Below are 18,513 nucleotides of genomic sequence, written 5' to 3' on the forward strand. Positions count from 1 at the left end.
CACACCGAAGATTCTGCAGCACAACACCACAAATCATTGGGAGACACACCCTAGGTGCGATACCTCTCGGGCGCGAGGGGTGCACTCCGCGAGACTAGTGCGGGCGCGTCTGGCCAAGGAACGACTCCGGGATGGACGGCCATTCGGGCTGCCGCGGCCGCGGCGTTGATCGTCGGCGATTTCGGTGAGGAGACCGGTGACGGGTTCGCCGCCGTCGGCCACCAGGCGGGGCAGTCCGTATTCGGCGCAGTCGGCGGTAACGGGAATGAGGACCCGTTTCGCGTCCGTGGCCCTTCCCGCGGCGGCCAGGCACCGGGCGTGCAGAATCCTGGCCTCGAGGAGGGCCCGCGGTCGCCGCGCTGTTTCGAGTGCCCGTACCACCGCTTCCACACGGGCACAGGCATGGTCGTAGGCGTGAGCGGTCACGAGCAGCCGGATCTGGGAATCTTCGTCGATTTCGGTTGTTCGTGTGCTGATCGCGGCTGGCGCGCTCGAGTCGGCGGCGGAGAAACTCGGCGAACAGATGGTGATAACGGAACCAGTCGCGGTCGACGTCGAGGCTGCGCAGGAAAAGATCCCGCTCTTCGACCTCCTCGAGCAGCTGCCCGCGGGTCGTGTCGGCAAGGACCCCGCGAGGTCGCCGCTGATTCGTTCCGGAACCGCAGTGACCATCAGGAAGTCGAGAAGTTCGGTGGAGGAGGAGAGGTAGCGAAACTGGTCTCGGCCCGTGGGCCGGCGGAGCACTGGCCATCGGCGGGCGGATCGGTCACGATCGACGGGTGGACCGCACCGCCCGACTCGCCCTCGCCGTCGACCGGCAGGGCGGACGATGCCTGTGGTGCGGTCGTCGTTTCGGACCGTTGATTCCGCCGACCACTGAACACCTCGTGCCACGACTCAAGGGCGGACCCAGCATCGCAGCCAACGAGGCCGCCGCCTGCCCGCGATGCAATGCGGACCGCGGCCACACCGGTCCGGTCGACTGGCTCGCGCAGTGCCGGAGCCGACACGGTTGGGCCCCGCAGGCAAGCCTGCTCGCGACCCTCCTGAACGCGTTGGACGTCGAACTCGACCACGTGGGTGGGCATCGCCGCGCCAAGCGGTACCTGTCCGGCCAACTGCGGCGCTGCCGGGGCGGCCAGTGATGTGCGCGAGCGCGTGATGGCGGCCTGTGTGGCTGCGCCCGGGTCCGGGCACTCTCCAGTATGGGATCGAACGCAGGCCGCCCCGCCGGCTCGACGGCCGCTGCACTCGGTGGTCGCCTGATGAAACTGGTCGGAGACCGCGACGCCGCCCGGTTCTCGTGCGAGATATCCCGAGTGTCCGCCGAACCGCACCCCGTCGGAGAGCGGTCGCTCTACGGCGATCTGCTCGCCTGGGTTGTCGATTCCATCGTCGGAGTGGTGATCGCGCGCCTGGGCGCCGCAGGCCCGGGAGAGAGGTTCATCCTCGACCTGCGCTTCACGGACGGCGGGTACGTCGACGTCGATGCCCTTCCGGCATCGGCGCGGTGGGTGCTGCGGACGGTGTCGGCCGTCCTCGCCGAGGATCACGAAGAGGTGCAGCGGTCGCTCACCGCCGCCGAACAGCAATTCGACCTCACCATGCGCGCGGAAACCCTGGCCGACGCACTCATCTGGCTCGACTTCGTTCTCGAGGTCGACCTTCCCGACCCACCGGACGTCACCACCACATAGGTAGGGACACCTGGTCGGGAGCGGTTCCTGCGGGATGTCGGCCGCCAGTCAGCCCGGTGCCCCCGGCTGGGTGTCGGAGTGCTCGTGTGCGGTCAGGAGTAGGTGGTCGAACCGGGCGCGAAACGATTCGGGGAGGGTCGCCTCGGCGGCGAGGGCGTCGACGAAGCGCTGGGCGAGGGTGTGAAGTTTGGTGTTGCTCTCCTGTGAGCGCCAGGTGAGGATGCCGAAGGCACGCTCGGAGGAGATGCCGTAGACGAGCATGAGTGCACCCTTGGCCTGCTCGATCACCGCCCGCGATTGTTCGAGTTCGGCGACGGCCTCGGTGAGCGCCGCGTTGAACTCACGGAGGTCGGTCTCCAACGTTTCGGTGACGTCGATGTAGTAACCCGAGGTGCCGATGACCTGGCCCTTCTCGTCGAGCATCTGATCGCCGACCACGATGACGTGGTGGATGCGGCGGTCGGTGTCGATGATGCGGTGCTTGCTGCTGAACGGCTCACCCGCGTGGATCATCCTGTCGAAGAGTGCGGCGACCTGCGCATGATCGTCCGGATGCTTGTGGGAGAGCATCAGTTCGGTGGTGGGGGTGATCTCGCCCGGGTGGTAGCCGTGCATCCGAGCGACGGGATCGGACCATTCCCAGCGCTCGCCGTCGAGGTAGAACCGGAAACTTCCGCCCTGTGGGGGAGCGTTCGAGCCGAGGAGCTCATGACTGTCCACGACGACACCCGCACCCGGCCGTGCTCGACCACCCTCGCCTCGACACCACTGTCACAGTATGCCGAGAACTGACATCCGAATGCGCAGAAATCAGCTGCCCGCACTACTGCCTACTCGCTCAGTTCGGGCCCTGGGTGTGTTTGCCCTCCGTCGGCGACGTGACGGTTGCCGGTTCCGTGGTCATCGGAGTGCGGCCCGCAGCTTCCCCTAGTGACACTCCATTCGCGGGGGTGTTCGTGTCGGTGCCACGGTGGGTGGCCTTCTTCGCCAGTTCGCCGACCTTGTGCTGCACCTGCGGCGCCTTGTCCTTCACGGCCTCCGTGGCCTCGCTCACCTTCTCCTGCACGGTGGGGTTGTGCCAGAGTTCGACGGACTGATGCCTCATCTTCTCGTAGGTCTGCCGGCCGGACCGAGTGCCCAGGACGAACCCCGCGGCCGCGCCAGCTGCGAAGATCAACGCTTTCTGCATGACATCTCCTGATTGTTGTGGGGCACGAGCGGTCGGCCGAATCATCGTCCGAACGCCCTCCTGCACAGCTTGCCCTCAACTGCCTAACCCAAACCGCGCCGGCGACGACCTCCGAACTCACCCACATCTCATCTGCACGTAACCTACGGTTGCGTAACTTGCCGTAGCGTTAGGTCATGGCGATTTCGGATGTCAAGATGTACACCCACCTGAGCGAGGCCGATGTAGAAGCGCTCGGGATCGAGTTCGACGCGATCCGGCGAGACATCGAAGCCTCGCGCGGGGAGAGTGATGCCCGGTACATCAGAAACGCGATCCGACTGCAGCGGTCACTCGAAATCGGTGGGCGCGCAATGCTGTTCGCGAGCCTGTTTCCGCCGGCATGGCTCGCGGGCACCGCGATGCTCGGCACCGCCAAGATCATCGAGAACATGGAACTCGGTCACAACGTGTTGCATGGTCAGTGGGATTGGATGAACGATCCGGAGATCCACTCGTCGTTCTGGGAGTGGGACATCGCCGGCCTGTCGGAGCATTGGAAGCAGACCCACAACTACGTTCACCACAAGTACACCAATGTGCTGGGAATGGATGACGACGTGGGCTACGGCATGCTGCGGGTCACTCGCGATCAGCAGTGGACGCCGTTGAGCGTCGGCAACCCGGTCTACAATCTGTTGCTGCAGTTGTTCTTCGAGTACGGCGTTGCCCTCCAGCACCTCGAGCTCGGCAAGGTGGCCACGGGCGATTTCGACCGCGACGAGCTCGAACGCCGGTTCCGCGAGGTGCTCGAGAAGGTCGGCCGCCAGGTGCGCAAGGACTACGTCGTCTACCCGGCGCTCACCGGTCCGGCGTTCCTGACGACCTTCACCGCGAACCTGACGGCGAACATGATCCGCAACGTGTGGACGAACGCCGTGATCTTCTGCGGTCATTTCCCCGACGGCGCCGAGAAGTTCACTACGAAGGACCTCGAGAGCGAGACGCGCGGTCAGTGGTACCTGCGGCAGATGCTGGGTAGCGCGAACTTCGAGGCGGGCCCGGTCATGGAGTTCATGAGTGGCAACCTCTGCTACCAGATCGAGCACCACCTGTTTCCGGACCTGCCGAGCAACCGCCTGCGTGAGATTTCCGTGCGGGTTCAGGCGCTGGCCCAGAAGTACGACCTGCCCTACACCACGGGTTCGATGTCGACGCAGTACTTCGAGTCGTGGCGGACCATCGCCAAGCTGGCGCTGCCGAACAAGTTCCTCACAGCGACCGCCGACGACGCGCCTGAAACGGCATCGGAACACAAATTCACCGACCCGCGCCCACAGATCGATCCGGTCACGGGCAAGCGTCGTGGGCTGCTGTCAGCGCTTCGCGCCCGGGCGGGAGTCTGAGGATCGCTGGAGGATGGGGCAAGTGCCGGTTCGTGGCCGGTACTCTCATCTGCGTTCGGTAATCCGCTGCGCGATAACACTCAACCGGGTGTTGGTTTCCTGGGAGAGTCTGCTGAGCAGCTCGAACGCACGGATCGCGTCGACGTCGAATCGCTCCATCAGCATGCCCTTCGCCTGCCCGATGACGTCACGTGAGGCGACCGCCGACCGCAGCTGCTCTTCGGTGCGTACAGCGGTGAGCGCCAGCGCGGCGTGGGCGGCCAGAACCTCGCCCGCTACCTCCTCGTTGGGACCGAACGCGTTCGGAGTGAATGCAAAGAGGTTGAGTGCCCCCATCTTTCCTTCGGAGGTATACAACTGAAAAGACATCGAACTGAGAATTCCCACATCGACGGCGGCGGCAGCGAACTGCGGCCATCGCGGTTCCGAGCGAAAGTCGTCGCTTCGCACCACGAGGTTGTTGAGCGCCGCAGCCACACACGGTCCCTGCCCGAGTTGCTGCTGAGCGTGGTCGAGCTTTCGGAGCAGCTCGGATGTCGGCGCAACGGTCTCGAATTTCTTGCCGCCGGATATGAGCAGAATGCCCGCGCATGTCTCGTGCGGCATCAGCTCGACCACTGCGGCGGTGACTGCGCGCAGGCGTTCGTCGAGGGTGCGTGGACCGGAGAGACTGCGAGCCAGCTCAGCCATGGTGCGACTGAGGTCCCCGGCGCCGGAATCGCTCATTACCGCTCCTCGGTTCGATCGAAAAGGATGGCTACAGGAAGCCACCCATACCACCATAAGCACCCCGGCTCCTGTGCCGAACCCGAAATGCAGGTTCTTTCCATTGGCAGGGAGTGCGGCGCTGTTTCGGTGAAGGAAGCAGCACGCCCTTTTCGCGGTGGTCGGGATGAAGCAGCAGCGGTGCGAGTGACGCCGTGGCACCCGTTCTGCTCGCCCCTCCCTCGTCGAGCGAGCCGGATGCGGGGAATACTCCAGCACTCTCAGTCCGAGCTCGCTGCGCTTGGAAGCCGAATACCCTTCACCGAGAACGATAATCACCGAATCGATGCCCCGTCGGCGCACCCCGGGCCGAGTGTCTGGTCATCCGGAGGACGGTCCGGCGCTCACAGCCTCCCGGCCCGGGGCGCGGTCGCCGCGGTGTTACGGGACAGCAGGAACCCGAGCGCAACCATGGCGACACCGAACAACAGGTGCACGATGTTGTGCAGGATCGAGACCTCGAACACGCCCAGCAGCTTGGCTTCGGAGTGGTGGCCGGCGAAGGTGAGCATGTCGTAGTTGGTGGTGATACCCGGGATGAAGCCGAGGACTCCGACCAGGAGAAAGACCACACCGACGATCAGGGCGGCGAGTTGGAGTGGTGAGCGCGTCGTTGGTGACGCAGCCGGTCGAGTCATGGGAGTGCCTTTCTCGGAGGGTAGGAACTCGAATGTCTGTTCCCGAGTGGTACCCCTGCATCCCACCGTGAAACAGTCACGGGAACAGCGGGCCGTGTTAGCGAACGGCGCGGTTGGGTACAGCGTAAGGACGACGTCACCGTGCCCGCGGTCAGTTGCGATGGACGACGTGCACGTCCCGACCAACTGTGAGGTATACATGTCCACTGATGCGATCGTGCTCCTGAAGAACGACCACAAGGAGATCCGGAAACTGTTCCGCGACTTCCGCGGTGCCGGGCCGAACGCCCGCGTCGAAAAAGGACGCATCGTCGACGACATCATCGAAGCCCTCACGGTGCACACCTACATCGAGAACGAGGGCATGTACCCGGAGGTGCGTGATCTCGCCCCCGATCTCGAGGACGACATCCTCGAATCCTACGAAGAGCACCACGTCGCGGACGTGCTGGTCGTCGAGCTGGCAGCCATGAAACCCGACGACGAGAGGTTCGACGCGAAGACCACCGTGCTGATCGAGAGCGTCGAGCACCACATCGAAGAAGAAGAACAGGAGTGGTTCCCGAAGGTGCGAGAAGAGCTGGGGCGTAAACAACTCCGGGAAATGGGGGCGCGGATGCTGGAGCTGAGGGACAAGGCACCCAGGTCTCCCGCCCAGCCGTCGGCCCTGAAGAAGACGGTCGACGCGGTGATCAAGTAGCGGCGGTCGCGTGGAGGGCCGGCACGGTGAACCGGACCGGACACGCTGTCGGTGCGGCGAGGACCGTGTTCGTCCGCGCACCATTTCAGGCGGCCGCCGCGTCGCGGGGAGGCAGTCCCTCACCGACGCGGAGGAAGCCGCCACGGACGCGGCGAACCGTCCCCGTAGACCCCGCCGGTCAGCGTTGCCTCCAATCGTGCGCTGCGCCAGGGCTTGTTGCCGCCCTCTCGCTTTGGGCGGCCCCGCCGGCTATGGGCTTAACCGGGGAGCCTGGCCGTCGTCGCGTCCGGACACGACGAGGACGTGAGTATCGAAGTACCCCGCGGCGAGCGAGAGTAATCCGTGTCATCGCAATTGCTTTCACCTCGAACGCCGGGGCACACGGATGGACATCGCAGACAGAGAGGTGGGTGCTGCACCTCGGAGGCATTCATGCGCTATACATCACCTACCTTCCACACCGGTGGCCGTCGATTGTCCCCCTGCGGTGGCGAGCCTTGGGTGGCAGATACTTCCGGGTTCGGAACCCAGCGTCGCGTGGTGGGCGGCACCGCGCGCGGTCGGGTCCTGGTGTTCTCGCCGTCGGCGTCGGTGGTCACAGCCGGTGCCGAGTCCGTGTGGACGGGGGCGAGCGCGTCGGCGAAGATCAGGTCCACCTCGGCGGCCAGCATCAGACACTCGAGGTCATCCCATTCGTACTCGGCCTGTGGCAGTTCCGGTTCCACGGTCGAGGGGCTGATTTGTGCGTACACCATCGTGTTTTCCCTCCGCGGTATGTCGGATCGGCCAGGCGCTACGTTTCTACGAGCAGCACGGCCTGATCAACCCGGCGCGCACCAGCGGCGGAACCCGCCGCTACAGCGACGACGACCTCCTACGCTCGCGGCGCATCGCCGAGCTGATTGCGGACGGGGTCAACCTGACGGGCATCGCTCGCGTCCTCGACCTCGAGCACCTCAATATGGAACTCGCGAGCGACAACGCTCGGCTCGTCGAGGCCAATAGCCGGCTCGAGAGCGACAACGCTCGACTCAGAACGGACGAGACTCGCGGCGGGTCGGCCTGAGCACCCAATCAGGCTGTTCGGTCAGCGTTGCCCGTTGGCTACCGTCTCGTTGCGGCGCTTGGACTTTTCCGCTTCGGCCAGTTTCTCGACGCGGTCGGCGCGAGCGCGTTTGTCCGCTGCCTCGTCCTGTTTGTTCGCGGCGTCCTTCAGCTGGGCCTTGGCCGGCGCTGCCGCCGCTTTCTCCGCCTCCCGGAGTGTGGCCTGCTCGGCGCGGTGCTCGGCCTCTGCAGCCTGGGTGCGTTGGGCGGCAAGTTGATCGGCGTTCTTCTTCGCGACCTGCTTGCGCTGCTCGGCGTCTCGTTCGGCGGCTTGTTTGCGCTCGTCCTCACGTCGGCGTGCCTGCTCGATGTCGCGCTGCTTCGCCTCGCGCGCCGCCGCCTGGTCGTCGTGAACCTGCTTACGCTTGATTTCCAGTGCGGTGTCGGCCTCGGCCTCGGTGCGTGCCGCTTCCTGGTCGAGTTCCGCTGCCCGCGCCAGTGCGTCGCTGCGCTCGGTGAGTGCGTCGCCGCGCCGCTCGGTGTCACGGTCGCCGAGCGCACTGCCGACGGCGCCGTCGAGCACGCCGAGGGTGCGTTCGTACATCAGCCGGGCCGGTGATTCGGTTGCCAGCCGGGACATCAGCTGGTCTTCGACGAGTTGCAGAGGAATCCGCAGGATCGTGTACTGCAACCGCAAGATCGTGATGGGGACGGTGAGGATGTTCATGGAATCTCCGATGATTCGTGGGGTGTGGATCAGGACAGGCCGGCGTCGCCAGTGAGGCCCTCGGCGGCGCGCCGAACTCGTTCTGCCTCGTCGCGGGCGGCGTTCGCTTCACGGACGGCGCGCCGGTGTTCGTCGGTGGCGTCGACGGCTTCTTCGGCGGCGGCGGCCATCTTCGCTCGTTCGACAGTTTCCGCGCGGGCCGCTTCGTCGCGGGCGTCGGCCGCCGCGCGGGACTGCTCCTGCGCAACCAGGCGGTGCTGTTGCTGCTCCGCGGCCCTGTGCTCTGCGTGCTGCCGGTTCCGGGCAGCTTCCTCGGCGGCTGCCGTCTCGGCGCCGATCGCAGCGCGTTCCTCGGCACTCTCGCGACGCACCTGTCCGAGTTTCTCTGCGGCCTGCGAGGTTTCCGCGCGGGCCACGGCCTCGGCGCCGTTCGCTTCTTTACGTTGCTGCGCCTGCGCCTGTTGCAGCTGTCCCTCGGTGGCCAGCGAGTCGTTGCCGGTCACTGCCCCGGCCACTTCCTTCACCTTGCCCTTGACCGAGTCGAGGAGACCCTTGCGCGCTTGTCCGGACGTGTTCTGCTCGTTCATGAGAATGTTCTCCTGGTATTCGGGCGGGCGACGGAACCGTCACCCGCGTGGGGGTGGCGCCAGATCAGTTGATGCCGACGACTTCCTGCGCGATGGCGGCGAGGCGGGTCTGCGCTGCCGATACCACCCCGTGGCGGTTCTTGTTCGCCTCTTCGTGGGCGACGATGATGCGGATATCGGCGGGTGCAGTGAGTTCCTTCACCGCGGCCACGGCGCCGGAAACATTGAGTTCCGTGTAGTCGGATATCGGGAGCTCTTCGTCGACGAGTGAACCGTTGACGGTTCGGGCATTGCAGATGGCGTTCGCGACGCCGGACGCGCCTTCTCGGCGGGTCACCTCTTCGGCCGACTCGAGTGCCGCATCGCGACTGGCGACGAGCGTCTTCGTGGCCACGTCACCGGCGTGGGCGCCCCGGCTGAGAAGCGCACCGATCCGGTTCGGGGTTGCCCGGACGGTGTCGATGGCGCGATCGAGTCCGCGCGCCGACCATGTTGCCGGGACGTTGATCAACCGGATCGCGGTCCCGGTCGCGGCCTGCATCGGGGTGCGTCGCAATGCCGCCGGGCCACCGAGGGCGTCCTCCGCCAGCACCGTCGTCAACCATTCGACCGTGGCGGTGTGGGCGGTGATCAATCGTCCGGCCAGCGCAACGATGCCGGGGTGCTGCGACGCGGTCGCCAACGCCCGGAGGTAACGCGCACGGTCGAGGAGCTGGTGCTCGAGGATCAGATCACCGAGCAGGGCCTCGTCGAACGGCTGGGCCTGCTCGGCCATCGCCTTCACCATCGCAGTCGCGCGACCGAGGAACGGGCCCACGACATCGGGAAGTCCACCCAGGGAACGGATCGCTTCCTCCACCGCGCTGGCGCGCTCACGCGCATTGCCGGCATTCTGCGACAGCTCCCGGCGGACGGCTTCTGTTCGGGCTTGCCCGATCCTGGTCTCCGCGACCTGAATTTCCGTGTGCGTCAAGTCCAGTACGACTCGCAGCTGGTTGATCACTGTGGCGGTGTTGTCGGTCATGCATTACTCCTGAGGTCGAGTGAGTCGGGTGTGCGGTCTACGCCGGCCGGACGCTTGCGGGCGTCATCGGCGCCGGCCCGGCGGCGGGCGAACCGCGAGATTCCGAGCAGCCCGCGTGATGTGGTGGTCGGTTTACCAGCGCGGCGTTCGAGGTGGTTACCGAGTCGGGACAGTACGGTGGCCACGAGGGGAAGAGCGAGAACGATCATCTTCCATCGGCGTAGCAGACGGCTGACGAGAATCCACATAGGGAGAACCTTTCTTATCGTGCAGTCAAGCTGCGGCGCAGCGCAACCCGGGCGCCGATCACGGTGAGCAGACCGAGGGTCGCAATTGAGAAGGATGTCGTGGCGGCCGCGGCCACCGACAACATGGTGAGCGCCGCGAGGTCGAGGACACGCCGGACGGTGGGTAGTTCGACCAGGGACGGGTGCACGGCGTGGACGGGGGGAGCGGTGTGGATTTGCGACGGCGCTGCACCGTCAACGAACAAGGGTGAGAACAATTCTGGCACGATTTCGATCCAACTGTCTGGGGCGCGAACACATCTCGTTCGAGAGAGGTGTCACGGATTCGATCGATAACGACGTGGCGAGGAAGGGTTAGACGCCGGTATTCCGATCGGTGTCCGTGTAGTGCTCGCGGCTACCGGTCTTCACGTTGCCCCGGCTGGCGATGTAGCCGAAGAATTCGGTGGTCTTGAACGCGGCCTTCGTCTCGGTGCTGCGGCGTGGATCGCGATCGGCGCGTGGGCCGTGGGCTGCGGTTCCGGTTGCGGTGCGGGCGACGGGGTTGGTGGAGGTCATGGACGACCTTTCAATGGGGTGCCCGGCATTGCAGATTCGGGTCACCACGTACGTCTCCTCGAATGAGGTGGACGTTGGTGAGCGCGACCCTCTGCTGGAGCGAACCCATACACCGCAAGTATACCCATTAGTAACTTCAGTGCAATTCTACAGCGTAGGCACCGACGGCGAATTTCACCGGTTACGCTGCCTCGCTTTCGTATTCGCCGACTATGCCGGTACGCAACACAGCTCGACGAGGGTCCCGACACCACCACCGGCGGCGTCGAGACCCTCGTCCAGACCATTCACTTCATCCGGTCACGTCACACCTGACGCTCCCAGACCCGGTGGGACTTCATCAGCGCCGTGAGGCCGTCGAACAGCGCGGACGCGTCGTCGGCGATCACGATGCCCGGGGCCTCTGCCGGGATTCCGGCCGCTTCGAGGAGGCCGCGGCCGGCGGCCCATCCCCCGATCGCCTTGCAGTGGCGAAACGCTTCCGTCAGCAACACCTGTACCCGCGGGTCCGATGCCGGCGCCGCGACGAGAATGGCGTCGAACTCCACCGACCGCATGGTGAGGAACGTCCGGGACACCGGGACGGCGCCCTTACCGGACCCCAATTTGCCACCGTGCGGTCCGATGACGAGCGGCACCATGCCGTTCTTGCCGATCATTTCGACCGCGTCGGCCACCTCGGACAGGTCCGACTCGTCGTCGGCGACGATGCCGATGATCCGGCCGTCCAGCGGCCACTCGGCTCCGACCTGCGACAGCGCGGGACTGGGCGTGGGGGCCACGTCGTAGGCGACGGTCGGCGCGGGCGCCGGGAGGCCGAGACCCGCGGCCACCTGCTCACACAGACCGGGGTCGATGTTCGCGACGACACCGAGTGCGCGCTCCTTGATCACCTGCTCGTAGCACTTGCCCAGCTCGAACGTGTAAGCCTCCGCGACGTGCGCCTGCTCGACCGGGCTGAGGCTGGCGTAGAACAGTCGGGCCTGCGAGAAGTGGTCGTCGAAGCTCGCGGGGGCGGCGCGTAGTTTCGTCGACTCCGGCATCGGCACCGGCACCTCGACGAACGCCGTGTCCGCTCCAGCCAGGAACGGGCAACCGGCGTCGAGGGAATTCGGCCGATACGGCGCGACACCCGGGTGGACGCCCGTCTGGTGCATGCCGTCGCGCAGCATGTCGTTGACCTCGGCCTGGGGCCGATTGATCGGTATCTGACCGAAGTTGGGCCCACCGAGCCGGCTGATCTGGGTGTCGAGGTAGGAGAACAGCCGCGCCTGCAGTAACGGGTCGTCGGTGACGTCGATGCCGGGAACGAGGTGCCCGGGATGGAACGCCACCTGCTCGGTCTCGGCGAAGAAGTTCGTCGGATTCGCGTCGAGCGTCATCAGCCCGATCGGCTGCACGGGGGCCAGTTCCTCGGGCACCATCTTGGTCGGGTCGAGCAGGTCGATGCCCTCGAACGTCTGGTCCGGGGTGTCCGGGAACGCCTGGATGCCCAGCTCCCATTCCGGGTACGCGCCGGACTCGATCGCGTCGGCGAGGTCGCGGCGGTGGTAGTCGGGGTCCATGCCGTTGACGATCTGCGCTTCTTCCCACACCAGTGAGTGCACACCGAGTTTCGGTTTCCAATGGAACTTCACGAGTGAACTCTCGCCCGCCGCGTTCACCATCCGAAAGGTGTTGACGCCGAAACCTTCCATCATCCGGTACGACCGCGGGATACCGCGATCGGACATGTTCCACAACGTGTGCGCGGTGGCCTCGGTGTGCAGGGACACGAAGTCCCAGAACGTGTCGTGCGCGCTCTGCGCCTGCGGAATCTCGCGATCGGGGTGCGGCTTGGCGGCGTGAATGACGTCGGGAAACTTGATGCCGTCCTGAATGAAGAAGACCGGGATGTTGTTTCCCACCAAGTCGAAAGTGCCTTCGCTGGTGTAGAACTTGGTCGCGAACCCCCGGGTGTCGCGGACGGCGTCGGCCGACCCCCGGGAGCCGAGGACGGTGGAGAACCGGACGAAGACCGGCGTCTCGACGTCCTTGCCGAGGAACGCCGCCTTGCTGATCGGGTCGGCGGAACCATATCCGCGGAAGACGCCGTGCGCGGCCGCCCCCCGTGCGTGCACCACGCGCTCCGGGATCCGCTCGTGATCGAAGTGCGTGATCTTCTCACGCAGATGGTGGTCCTGGAGCAGGGTCGGTCCCCGGGTTCCCGCTTTCAGCGAGTGATCGGTGTCGTACAGCCGCGCCCCCTGCGCCGTGGTGAGGTGCTCACCCTGCTGGCCGCGGGCCGTGTCCGGCCCCTCGACGGGCAGCCCGGTCGCGGTGCCGAGCGCGGGAGCCCGCTGATCGGGCTTGGGGGGCAACAGCTCGGTGGGTTCCGTGGGCTCGGCGAGCGTCGGGGTACCGGAACCGGGAGTTCCGGGAATGCGCGGGTTCTTCTTGGGCACGGCGTAGCTCCTCGCTGAAAAATCCGTGGGATCGGCGCCGCATCGTGGCTGTACGGGCCGTTCTTCTCGGAGTGCCCAAACGTTCGCAAAACGAATCAGGGCGGGCACTGCGCCGCATCGTGCCCCAATCGGAAGACGCGGTTTCGCATTCGCGTCCCAGGGCATAGCTACAACAGATATCAATCACCAACGAAGTAAGAATCCGGCGTTCTGCTGCGTCGGAAAGGAGTGATCATGGGTACCGAACCAGGCACGCAGTTGCACGAGGAACCACAGTCGGAGCGTGGCCCCAAGGGCTCACGAGACGCAGGCCCGGACCAGGCCGGAGCAGGCCAGACGGACCGTAAGCCAGGATCTCTGGACCAGGAGGAAGTCACCTCCTCCGCGGAGTCGGGCACGAACCCGGCGCCCGCCGGTGGCTCGCTGCCCCCAGGCGACGCCGAGCCGGCGACACCGCCCTACGACGGCCGGACGACCAGTACGAAAGAAGGACGCCCGGAGCACGACGACCACGTGGACTCCGGCGGAACGCAGTCACCGAAGCCCGGGGAGACTCCCCGCGGTGCCGTCGCCTCGCCGGCCGAGGAGACACCCGCCGCACACGCCGCCGAGACCGAGGGCAGCGACTCCGGAGTGGGACCCGCGCATCAAGGAGGCGTCGGCAAGGCCGAAGACAAGAAGTGACTGTTGCTATGAAAATAGCTGTGTGATATCAGTTCCGAAGCACCACTGAGTTCCGAAGCACCACTGAGTTCCGAAGCACCACTGCGCTTCGGACGATTCGTCTCGACGCCGGCGACGTCGGGTGCAGGTGCCGCCCAACCAGCAGCTCGGGCGACACCTGCACTCCACCCCTCGCGTGAACCGACTCGTGTGCCTGAGACGTCCGCGTCGTCATGTGACCACCATGACGGCCCAGACGTTACCAGAAAACGGGCCAATTGGTTTGTTTTATTTCTGAGGTGCCATTCCCGCGTGCCGGGGCGGACACAACCGCAGTGGAAGCGCCCTCGGGCCGTATGGCGGTTTTCTGAGGTCCGATCGCGCCGGTGCTGGCTGTTGCAGCCGCCACCGATTCAGGATCCCACGGGTGGCTGGCATACCCGCCACGGCGGCATGCCGGCTCGGCGACAGGAATTGTCCTGTCGCCGAGTCGGTGATGTACTGTGCCGCGCGGTCAGGAGGCTCGGGGCCGGGCCCGGTTGTGCGCCGGCAGCGGCTTCCGTTCCCAGTCGACCTGCCGCGGTGGAATGAACGTGGGGTGCCGATCCGCTCCCATCTCTATCTCCCAGTCACTGTGATGCAGCAAGCGGTGGTGGAAACCGCAGAGCAGCACCAGGTTTCCCATGTCGGACGGCCCGCCTGCGGACCAGTGGACGATGTGGTGACCTTCGCACCAGGACGGCGGCGCACCACACCCGGGGAACGCACATCCTCGATCCCTCGCCACCAACGCTTTTCGCTGCCTCTTCGTGACGGTCCGGGTGGAAATACCGAGATCGAGTGGCGCCCTGTTCTCGTCGAGAACGATCGGCGTGTAAATCGAATCGCAGCTGAGGAGCCGGGCCGCCCTGAGACTCAGCGGCCCCATCCACTCCGTCCACGCCACCCCATCGACGGCGAAGAGCGAGTCGTCGGACGAAGCAGCATCCTGCTGTGCTCGTGCACTGCAGTCGGTGCGGTCGGCGAGATCTTTGACGTTCACGTGGAGCGAGACGTGTGGCCGTTCGCCGCCTTCTTCGCCGGCGATCCCGGAGTCAAGATAGCGGCGCAGGAGTTCGGTGAACCCATCGGCCCGCCGCTGTCCGGGCGTGCGGGGGTCCTTGGTTCCGTCCTGCGCGGGCCGTGGCTTGGACAGTCCGGAGAGCGCCGAGAGCAGCATCTCGCCGGTCACGGCATCCAGGTCGCCTTTGACGGCGACACGGCCGTTGAGTGTCTTGGAGGCGTGGAACTCGTTGAGGTCGGTGTCTTCACTGGGCGGCGGATCGTCGGACTCGAAGGCGCGTTCCAGCCTGGCGATCACGGCGCGCACCGCATCCGTGTTCGCGGTGGGACCGGTTGCCGCGAACAGCAAAGCATTTCGGCAGTCATCCAACGCTTCGAGTGGCATGCCCTTGGGTGGCCGTTCGCAGAACTTCATGATCAGCGCAGCATGCTCCGCCGAAATGTTCGTATCGAAGTACTCGTCCGCGATCTCCGGTTGGAGACGCAACCCTCGGCCCAACAGCACGATTCGCCCCGCAGCACCTACCTCGAGCAACGTCTTGGAGGCCAGCCACATCTTGGCGTTCGGAAACCCCAGCACATCAACCTTGCAGCGATGGTCGACGGCACCGACGAGCTTGACGCGCAAGGCTTCAAGCCGCTGAATCTCTTCCGAGATACGAACGACCGATTCGAGCAACTCCGCCTCGGCCAGACGCCACGCATCACCGACCGCGGTCGCCAGAATCTCGTCCGACAACGCCCCCTGGATATCTCCCCCGAGCCCCATCCTCGAATTCTAGTTCGAACACACTTTCGAGTCAATGGCTTCCCGCCATCGGCATCAGGCCTGGTCAGCACCACACGTAGGCGACCGCGACCCCAGCCCCCGCGAAAACGCACGCACGCGAACGCGGGATGCCGAAGGACCGCGGGTTCCGGCGTTCCAGCGCGATCAGCAAGGCCCTTGCCGGACCACATCAACTTCCGGAGACGGCTGCCGATGGCCGGGCTTCACCGGCCTGATCGGGATGACCAGTGGCTGATCACACGCACATGCTCGACCGCGAAGGTGCGCCGGGACTCCACCATAAGGCCCCGTTTGCTGTTGTCCCCCTTAAGCGTTCAGCATCGCACATCGCAGTCCTCTTATCAGAGTCCTATAGTTCAACCATGAACATTTGTGTCTTCCTCTCCTCCGCCGACCTCGACGAGCGCTATACCCGACCGGCTCGCGAGTTCGCAGAACTCATCGGAAACGGCGGCCATACCCTGGTATGGGGCGGATCCGATACCGGGCTGATGAAGGTTGTCGCCGACGGAGTACAGGAGACCGGAGGGCGGCTCGTCGGGATCTCGGTCGAGTTTCTCCGGGCTTTTGCCAGAAAGGACGCCGACGAGATGGTGATCGCCAAGGATCTCGCCGAACGCAAGGCGCTGCTGCTCGCCAGATCGGATGCGGTGGTGGTGATGGTCGGCGGCCTGGGCACGCTGGACGAGGCGACTGAAATCCTGGAGTTGAGGAAACACGGACTGCTCGACAAGCCGGTGGCCCTGCTGAACACGGTCGGCTTCTATGACGGGGTGATACTTCAGCTCCGACGGATGGAGGACGAAGGGTTCCTGCCGCTACCCCTCATGGAGCTGGTCTACCTCGCCAACGAGGGTGCCGACGCACTGGGCCACCTGGAGGATTCCGTCAGGAGCCGGTGATGGAATCATCCCGCACTGAACACATTGGCGCATCGGGTGCGAACCGACTGTGAGCAGCATCGGGCTACGGCACCGCCCTGTTTAGGGCATCACCCTGCACAGTGCGTCCAGCGCGCCTGCCCATGCACTGTCCGAGGGAGCCGCGTAGTTGACCACCAACGCGTCCCGCTCGGGCAACTGCCACCCGGCGTCCGCCACTTCGTAGCAGAACTGAGCGATTCCGCTGACCGCCAGTCCTTGCCGGGCCGCCGCCTCCACGACCGTGCGCTCGGTCCCGCGCGGGAGTTCGAGGACCGCTTGCAGCCCGGCGGCCATGCCGGTCACGCGGATGCCGGGGGCCCTCTGCGCCAGGGCCGCGACCAGTTGGTCACGGCGGCGCCGGTAGCGCAGCCGCATCGAGCGCACGTGACGGTCGTACGCGCCCGATGCGATGAACTCCGCAAGTGTCAGCTGCTCCAGCGCACTCGACATGTAGTCGCCGTGCGCCTTGGCCGTCACGATATCCGGGATGAGTTCCTCTGGTAGCACCATCCAGCCGAGCCGCAGCCCCGGCGCCATCGACTTGCTCACCGAACCGAAATACACCACCCGCTCGCGGTCGAGGCCCTGCAGAGCACCCACCGGCTGTCGGTCGTATCGGAACTCCCCGTCGTAGTCGTCCTCCAAGATCAGGCCGCCGGTGGCACGCGCCCAGTTGACAGCCGCCGTGCGCCGGTCCGGGCTCAGCGCGACCCCCGTCGGATACTGATGCGCCGGAGTCATCAGAACCGCACCTACTCCGCGCAATCGTGCCAACTCGTCTGTACGGGCGCCATATTCGTCGACATAGAGGGGCGGGGTACGCAGTCCTGCGCCGGTCAGCAGGTCCCGATAGAGGTCGAGGCCGTACGACTCGACTGCCACCGCCTGCACCCGCCGCGCCCTGAGTGCCTGCGCCATCAACGTCAGACCATGATGGAAACCGGAACAGATGACGACCCGCTCCGGCTCGGCGTACACCCCACGGGCCCGCGCCAGATAGTCCGCCAGGGCGGTGCGCAGCTCGACCCGGCCGAGGGCATCGCCGTAGCCGAACGCTTCGTGCGGCGCCGCGGTCAGGGCGCGACGGGCCGCGGAGAGCCACTGCATACGCGGAAAGTCCGTGAGGTCCGGTGAACCCGGCAGCAGTCCGTACGTGGGACGGCGCTGAGTCGGCCTCGCACGGGCAGCTGCAGGCGCGGCCGTGCGCGCCTCAGCCCGCCTGGCCACCCAGGTCCCGGAACCCTGCTGCGCGCTGAGCCAGCCCTCGGCCACCAATTCGGCGTAGGACTCGGTCACGGTATTGCGTGAGATACCGAGATCGGCGGCGAGCGAGCGGGACGCCGGCAGCCGGGTGCCAGGCGCCAGCCGCCCCGTGCGCACGGCCTCTCGCAATGCGTCCGTGAGACCGGCGCGCAGCTTGGGTCCGTTCAGTTCCACCAGCAGGTCGGCACCGAACCCAGAAGGTGGCACGCCCCCAGAATTGGTATGAATATCTGGCATAGAAATGGACCATACTCTAGAGCCACTCGGGACGTAGCGTTGCTGGCATGACGATGAACGAAGTACACGAAAGCACTGAACTTCTCCCCGAGCACGCACCCCGCCTGGACTGGGCAAAGTTCGCACCCGAGGCCTACAAGGCCATGATCCGCCTCGACACGACCGCAGGGCTGGGCGTCGAGCCGACGTTGCTCAACCTGGTCAAGATCCGCGCATCGCAGATCAACCACTGCGCCTTTTGCCTGGACATGCACAGCAAGGACGCACTGGCCGCCGGCGAATCGGCGGAGCGGATCATCCAGCTCAACGCATGGACGGAGTCGAAACACTTCTACACGGCGAAGGAGATCGCAGCGATCGAGCTGACCGAGGCGATCACCGTGCTCACAGACGGATTCGTCCCTGACGAGGTGTACGCGAAGGCCGCGAACGAGTTCGACGATACCGAGCTCGCCCGACTCATCGTCGCCATCGCGACGATCAACACGTGGAACCGCTTCGGCGTATCCACCCGATTGGTCCCCGGTCACTACACGCCGGACTCCTAACGACCCGATCGAGCCAACGCG

At 65.7% G+C, this 18,513-nt stretch carries 20 protein-coding genes and 2 pseudogenes; 8 read left to right on the forward strand and 14 right to left on the reverse strand.

The genetic code is table 11. The features are described from left to right. Positions 1-487: 487 nt before the first annotated feature. Positions 488-687 (reverse strand): annotated as a pseudogene (locus QM693_RS37620) (winged helix-turn-helix domain-containing protein); the annotation flags it as partial. A gap of 92 nt (positions 688-779) precedes the next feature. On the opposite strand from QM693_RS37620, the gene QM693_RS09760 reads away from it, so the two are divergent. Together QM693_RS09760 and QM693_RS09765 are read left to right on the forward strand one after the other, a co-directional pair. Next, positions 780-1,145, forward strand: coding sequence for an HNH endonuclease (locus tag QM693_RS09760; RefSeq protein WP_283333252.1), 366 nt, complete (start codon positions 780-782; stop codon positions 1,143-1,145). Positions 1,146-1,205: 60 nt separating this feature from the next. Then, positions 1,206-1,697 (forward strand): hypothetical protein, encoded by a 492-nt coding sequence (locus tag QM693_RS09765; RefSeq protein WP_283352187.1) that lies wholly within the window; start codon positions 1,206-1,208, stop codon positions 1,695-1,697. A gap of 48 nt (positions 1,698-1,745) precedes the next feature. Here the strand turns inward: QM693_RS09765 and QM693_RS09770 are convergent, their stop codons facing one another. Both QM693_RS09770 and QM693_RS09775 read right to left on the reverse strand, forming a co-directional pair. After that, positions 1,746-2,417, reverse strand: a complete 672-nt coding sequence (locus QM693_RS09770; RefSeq protein WP_283352188.1) for a PAS and ANTAR domain-containing protein — start codon at positions 2,415-2,417, stop codon at positions 1,746-1,748. A 118-nt stretch (positions 2,418-2,535) separates the two neighbouring features. Beyond that, a complete protein-coding gene (locus QM693_RS09775; RefSeq protein ID WP_280779389.1) occupies positions 2,536-2,886 on the reverse strand; it encodes a YtxH domain-containing protein in 351 nt (116 codons plus the stop codon). A gap of 176 nt (positions 2,887-3,062) precedes the next feature. Between QM693_RS09775 and QM693_RS09780 the strand changes: the two genes are divergently transcribed. Then, the gene (locus QM693_RS09780; protein WP_280779388.1) at positions 3,063-4,271 is read left to right on the forward strand and encodes a fatty acid desaturase family protein; all 1,209 of its coding nucleotides are present in this window, start codon (positions 3,063-3,065) and stop codon (positions 4,269-4,271) included. A 45-nt stretch (positions 4,272-4,316) separates the two neighbouring features. On the opposite strand, the gene QM693_RS09785 is transcribed toward QM693_RS09780, so the two are convergent. Together QM693_RS09785 and QM693_RS09790 are read right to left on the reverse strand one after the other, a co-directional pair. Continuing rightward, on the reverse strand, positions 4,317-4,997 hold the full coding sequence (locus tag QM693_RS09785; protein ID WP_283352189.1) for a GAF and ANTAR domain-containing protein: 681 nt from the start codon (positions 4,995-4,997) through the stop codon (positions 4,317-4,319). Between the two features lie 440 nt (positions 4,998-5,437). Continuing rightward, positions 5,438-5,674, reverse strand: a pseudogene (locus QM693_RS09790) (DUF4383 domain-containing protein); the annotation flags it as partial. 199 nt (positions 5,675-5,873) lie between these two features. Between QM693_RS09790 and QM693_RS09795 the strand changes: the two are divergent. After that, the gene (locus QM693_RS09795; RefSeq protein WP_105423937.1) at positions 5,874-6,374 is read left to right on the forward strand and encodes a hemerythrin domain-containing protein; all 501 of its coding nucleotides are present in this window, start codon (positions 5,874-5,876) and stop codon (positions 6,372-6,374) included. Between the two features lie 437 nt (positions 6,375-6,811). Here QM693_RS09795 and QM693_RS09800 read toward each other — a convergent pair whose 3' ends face one another. Then, the gene (locus tag QM693_RS09800) at positions 6,812-7,129 is read right to left on the reverse strand and encodes a hypothetical protein (RefSeq protein ID WP_283352191.1); all 318 of its coding nucleotides are present in this window, start codon (positions 7,127-7,129) and stop codon (positions 6,812-6,814) included. Between QM693_RS09800 and QM693_RS09805 the strand changes: the two genes are divergently transcribed. After that, complete coding sequence (locus QM693_RS09805; RefSeq protein WP_283352192.1) at positions 7,117-7,440, forward strand: MerR family transcriptional regulator; 324 nt, start codon at positions 7,117-7,119, stop codon at positions 7,438-7,440. The genes QM693_RS09800 and QM693_RS09805 overlap by 13 nt on opposite strands. 21 nt (positions 7,441-7,461) lie before the next feature. On the opposite strand, the gene QM693_RS09810 is transcribed toward QM693_RS09805, so the two are convergent. The 6 genes from QM693_RS09810 to QM693_RS09835 all read right to left on the reverse strand — a co-directional run bounded on the left by QM693_RS09810 (position 7,462) and on the right by QM693_RS09835 (position 13,006). Next, a complete protein-coding gene (locus QM693_RS09810) occupies positions 7,462-8,145 on the reverse strand; it encodes an IF2 family translation initiation factor (RefSeq protein WP_283352193.1) in 684 nt (227 codons plus the stop codon). A gap of 29 nt (positions 8,146-8,174) precedes the next feature. Beyond that, complete coding sequence (locus QM693_RS09815) at positions 8,175-8,732, reverse strand: CsbD family protein (protein ID WP_283352194.1); 558 nt, start codon at positions 8,730-8,732, stop codon at positions 8,175-8,177. A gap of 64 nt (positions 8,733-8,796) precedes the next feature. Next, positions 8,797-9,756: a ferritin-like domain-containing protein gene (locus tag QM693_RS09820; protein WP_283352195.1), complete on the reverse strand. Its 960-nt coding sequence runs from the start codon at positions 9,754-9,756 to the stop codon at positions 8,797-8,799. Between the two features lie 262 nt (positions 9,757-10,018). Continuing rightward, positions 10,019-10,270, reverse strand: a complete 252-nt coding sequence (locus tag QM693_RS09825) for a hypothetical protein (protein WP_283333264.1) — start codon at positions 10,268-10,270, stop codon at positions 10,019-10,021. An 88-nt stretch (positions 10,271-10,358) separates the two neighbouring features. Then, complete coding sequence (locus QM693_RS09830; RefSeq protein WP_283333265.1) at positions 10,359-10,562, reverse strand: hypothetical protein; 204 nt, start codon at positions 10,560-10,562, stop codon at positions 10,359-10,361. A gap of 305 nt (positions 10,563-10,867) precedes the next feature. Beyond that, positions 10,868-13,006 carry a catalase gene (locus QM693_RS09835; protein ID WP_283352196.1) on the reverse strand — a complete coding sequence of 713 codons (2,139 nt, stop codon included), beginning with the start codon at positions 13,004-13,006 and terminating at the stop codon, positions 10,868-10,870. Positions 13,007-13,240: 234 nt separating this feature from the next. On the opposite strand from QM693_RS09835, the gene QM693_RS09840 reads away from it, so the two are divergent. After that, the gene (locus QM693_RS09840) at positions 13,241-13,690 is read left to right on the forward strand and encodes a hypothetical protein (RefSeq protein WP_280779375.1); all 450 of its coding nucleotides are present in this window, start codon (positions 13,241-13,243) and stop codon (positions 13,688-13,690) included. Between the two features lie 493 nt (positions 13,691-14,183). Here the strand turns inward: QM693_RS09840 and QM693_RS09845 are convergent, their stop codons facing one another. Beyond that, positions 14,184-15,500: an HNH endonuclease signature motif containing protein gene (locus QM693_RS09845; RefSeq protein WP_283333267.1), complete on the reverse strand. Its 1,317-nt coding sequence runs from the start codon at positions 15,498-15,500 to the stop codon at positions 14,184-14,186. Between the two features lie 383 nt (positions 15,501-15,883). Here QM693_RS09845 and QM693_RS09850 point away from each other — a divergent pair, with 383 nt between their 5' ends. Beyond that, a complete protein-coding gene (locus QM693_RS09850; protein ID WP_283352358.1) occupies positions 15,884-16,423 on the forward strand; it encodes an LOG family protein in 540 nt (179 codons plus the stop codon). A gap of 81 nt (positions 16,424-16,504) precedes the next feature. Here QM693_RS09850 and pdxR read toward each other — a convergent pair whose 3' ends face one another. Beyond that, positions 16,505-17,914, reverse strand: a complete 1,410-nt coding sequence (gene pdxR / locus QM693_RS09855; protein ID WP_283352197.1) for a MocR-like pyridoxine biosynthesis transcription factor PdxR — start codon at positions 17,912-17,914, stop codon at positions 16,505-16,507. A gap of 77 nt (positions 17,915-17,991) precedes the next feature. Here pdxR and QM693_RS09860 point away from each other — a divergent pair, with 77 nt between their 5' ends. Then, positions 17,992-18,492, forward strand: a complete 501-nt coding sequence (locus QM693_RS09860) for a carboxymuconolactone decarboxylase family protein (RefSeq protein WP_283352198.1) — start codon at positions 17,992-17,994, stop codon at positions 18,490-18,492. Positions 18,493-18,513 lie beyond the last annotated feature (21 nt).

Source organism: Rhodococcus sp. IEGM 1305 (genome assembly GCF_030058635.1).
Classification (GTDB): Bacteria; Actinomycetota; Actinomycetes; order Mycobacteriales; family Mycobacteriaceae; genus Rhodococcus_F; species Rhodococcus_F opacus_D.

Coding starts and splice junctions, on each gene's coding strand:
- QM693_RS09785 (WP_283352189.1), bottom strand. CDS start 4,997: ATGAGCGATTCCGGCGCCGGGGACCTCAGTCGCACCATGGCTGAGCTG.
- QM693_RS09795 (WP_105423937.1), top strand. CDS start 5,874: ATGTCCACTGATGCGATCGTGCTCCTGAAGAACGACCACAAGGAGATC.
- QM693_RS09840 (WP_280779375.1), top strand. CDS start 13,241: ATGGGTACCGAACCAGGCACGCAGTTGCACGAGGAACCACAGTCGGAG.
- QM693_RS09845 (WP_283333267.1), bottom strand. CDS start 15,500: ATGGGGCTCGGGGGAGATATCCAGGGGGCGTTGTCGGACGAGATTCTG.
- QM693_RS09820 (WP_283352195.1), bottom strand. CDS start 9,756: ATGACCGACAACACCGCCACAGTGATCAACCAGCTGCGAGTCGTACTG.
- QM693_RS09775 (WP_280779389.1), bottom strand. CDS start 2,886: ATGCAGAAAGCGTTGATCTTCGCAGCTGGCGCGGCCGCGGGGTTCGTC.
- QM693_RS09780 (WP_280779388.1), top strand. CDS start 3,063: ATGGCGATTTCGGATGTCAAGATGTACACCCACCTGAGCGAGGCCGAT.
- QM693_RS09815 (WP_283352194.1), bottom strand. CDS start 8,732: ATGAACGAGCAGAACACGTCCGGACAAGCGCGCAAGGGTCTCCTCGAC.
- QM693_RS09850 (WP_283352358.1), top strand. CDS start 15,884: ATGAACATTTGTGTCTTCCTCTCCTCCGCCGACCTCGACGAGCGCTAT.
- QM693_RS09860 (WP_283352198.1), top strand. CDS start 17,992: ATGACGATGAACGAAGTACACGAAAGCACTGAACTTCTCCCCGAGCAC.
- QM693_RS09800 (WP_283352191.1), bottom strand. CDS start 7,129: ATGGTGTACGCACAAATCAGCCCCTCGACCGTGGAACCGGAACTGCCA.
- QM693_RS09810 (WP_283352193.1), bottom strand. CDS start 8,145: ATGAACATCCTCACCGTCCCCATCACGATCTTGCGGTTGCAGTACACG.
- QM693_RS09765 (WP_283352187.1), top strand. CDS start 1,206: ATGGGATCGAACGCAGGCCGCCCCGCCGGCTCGACGGCCGCTGCACTC.
- QM693_RS09830 (WP_283333265.1), bottom strand. CDS start 10,562: ATGACCTCCACCAACCCCGTCGCCCGCACCGCAACCGGAACCGCAGCC.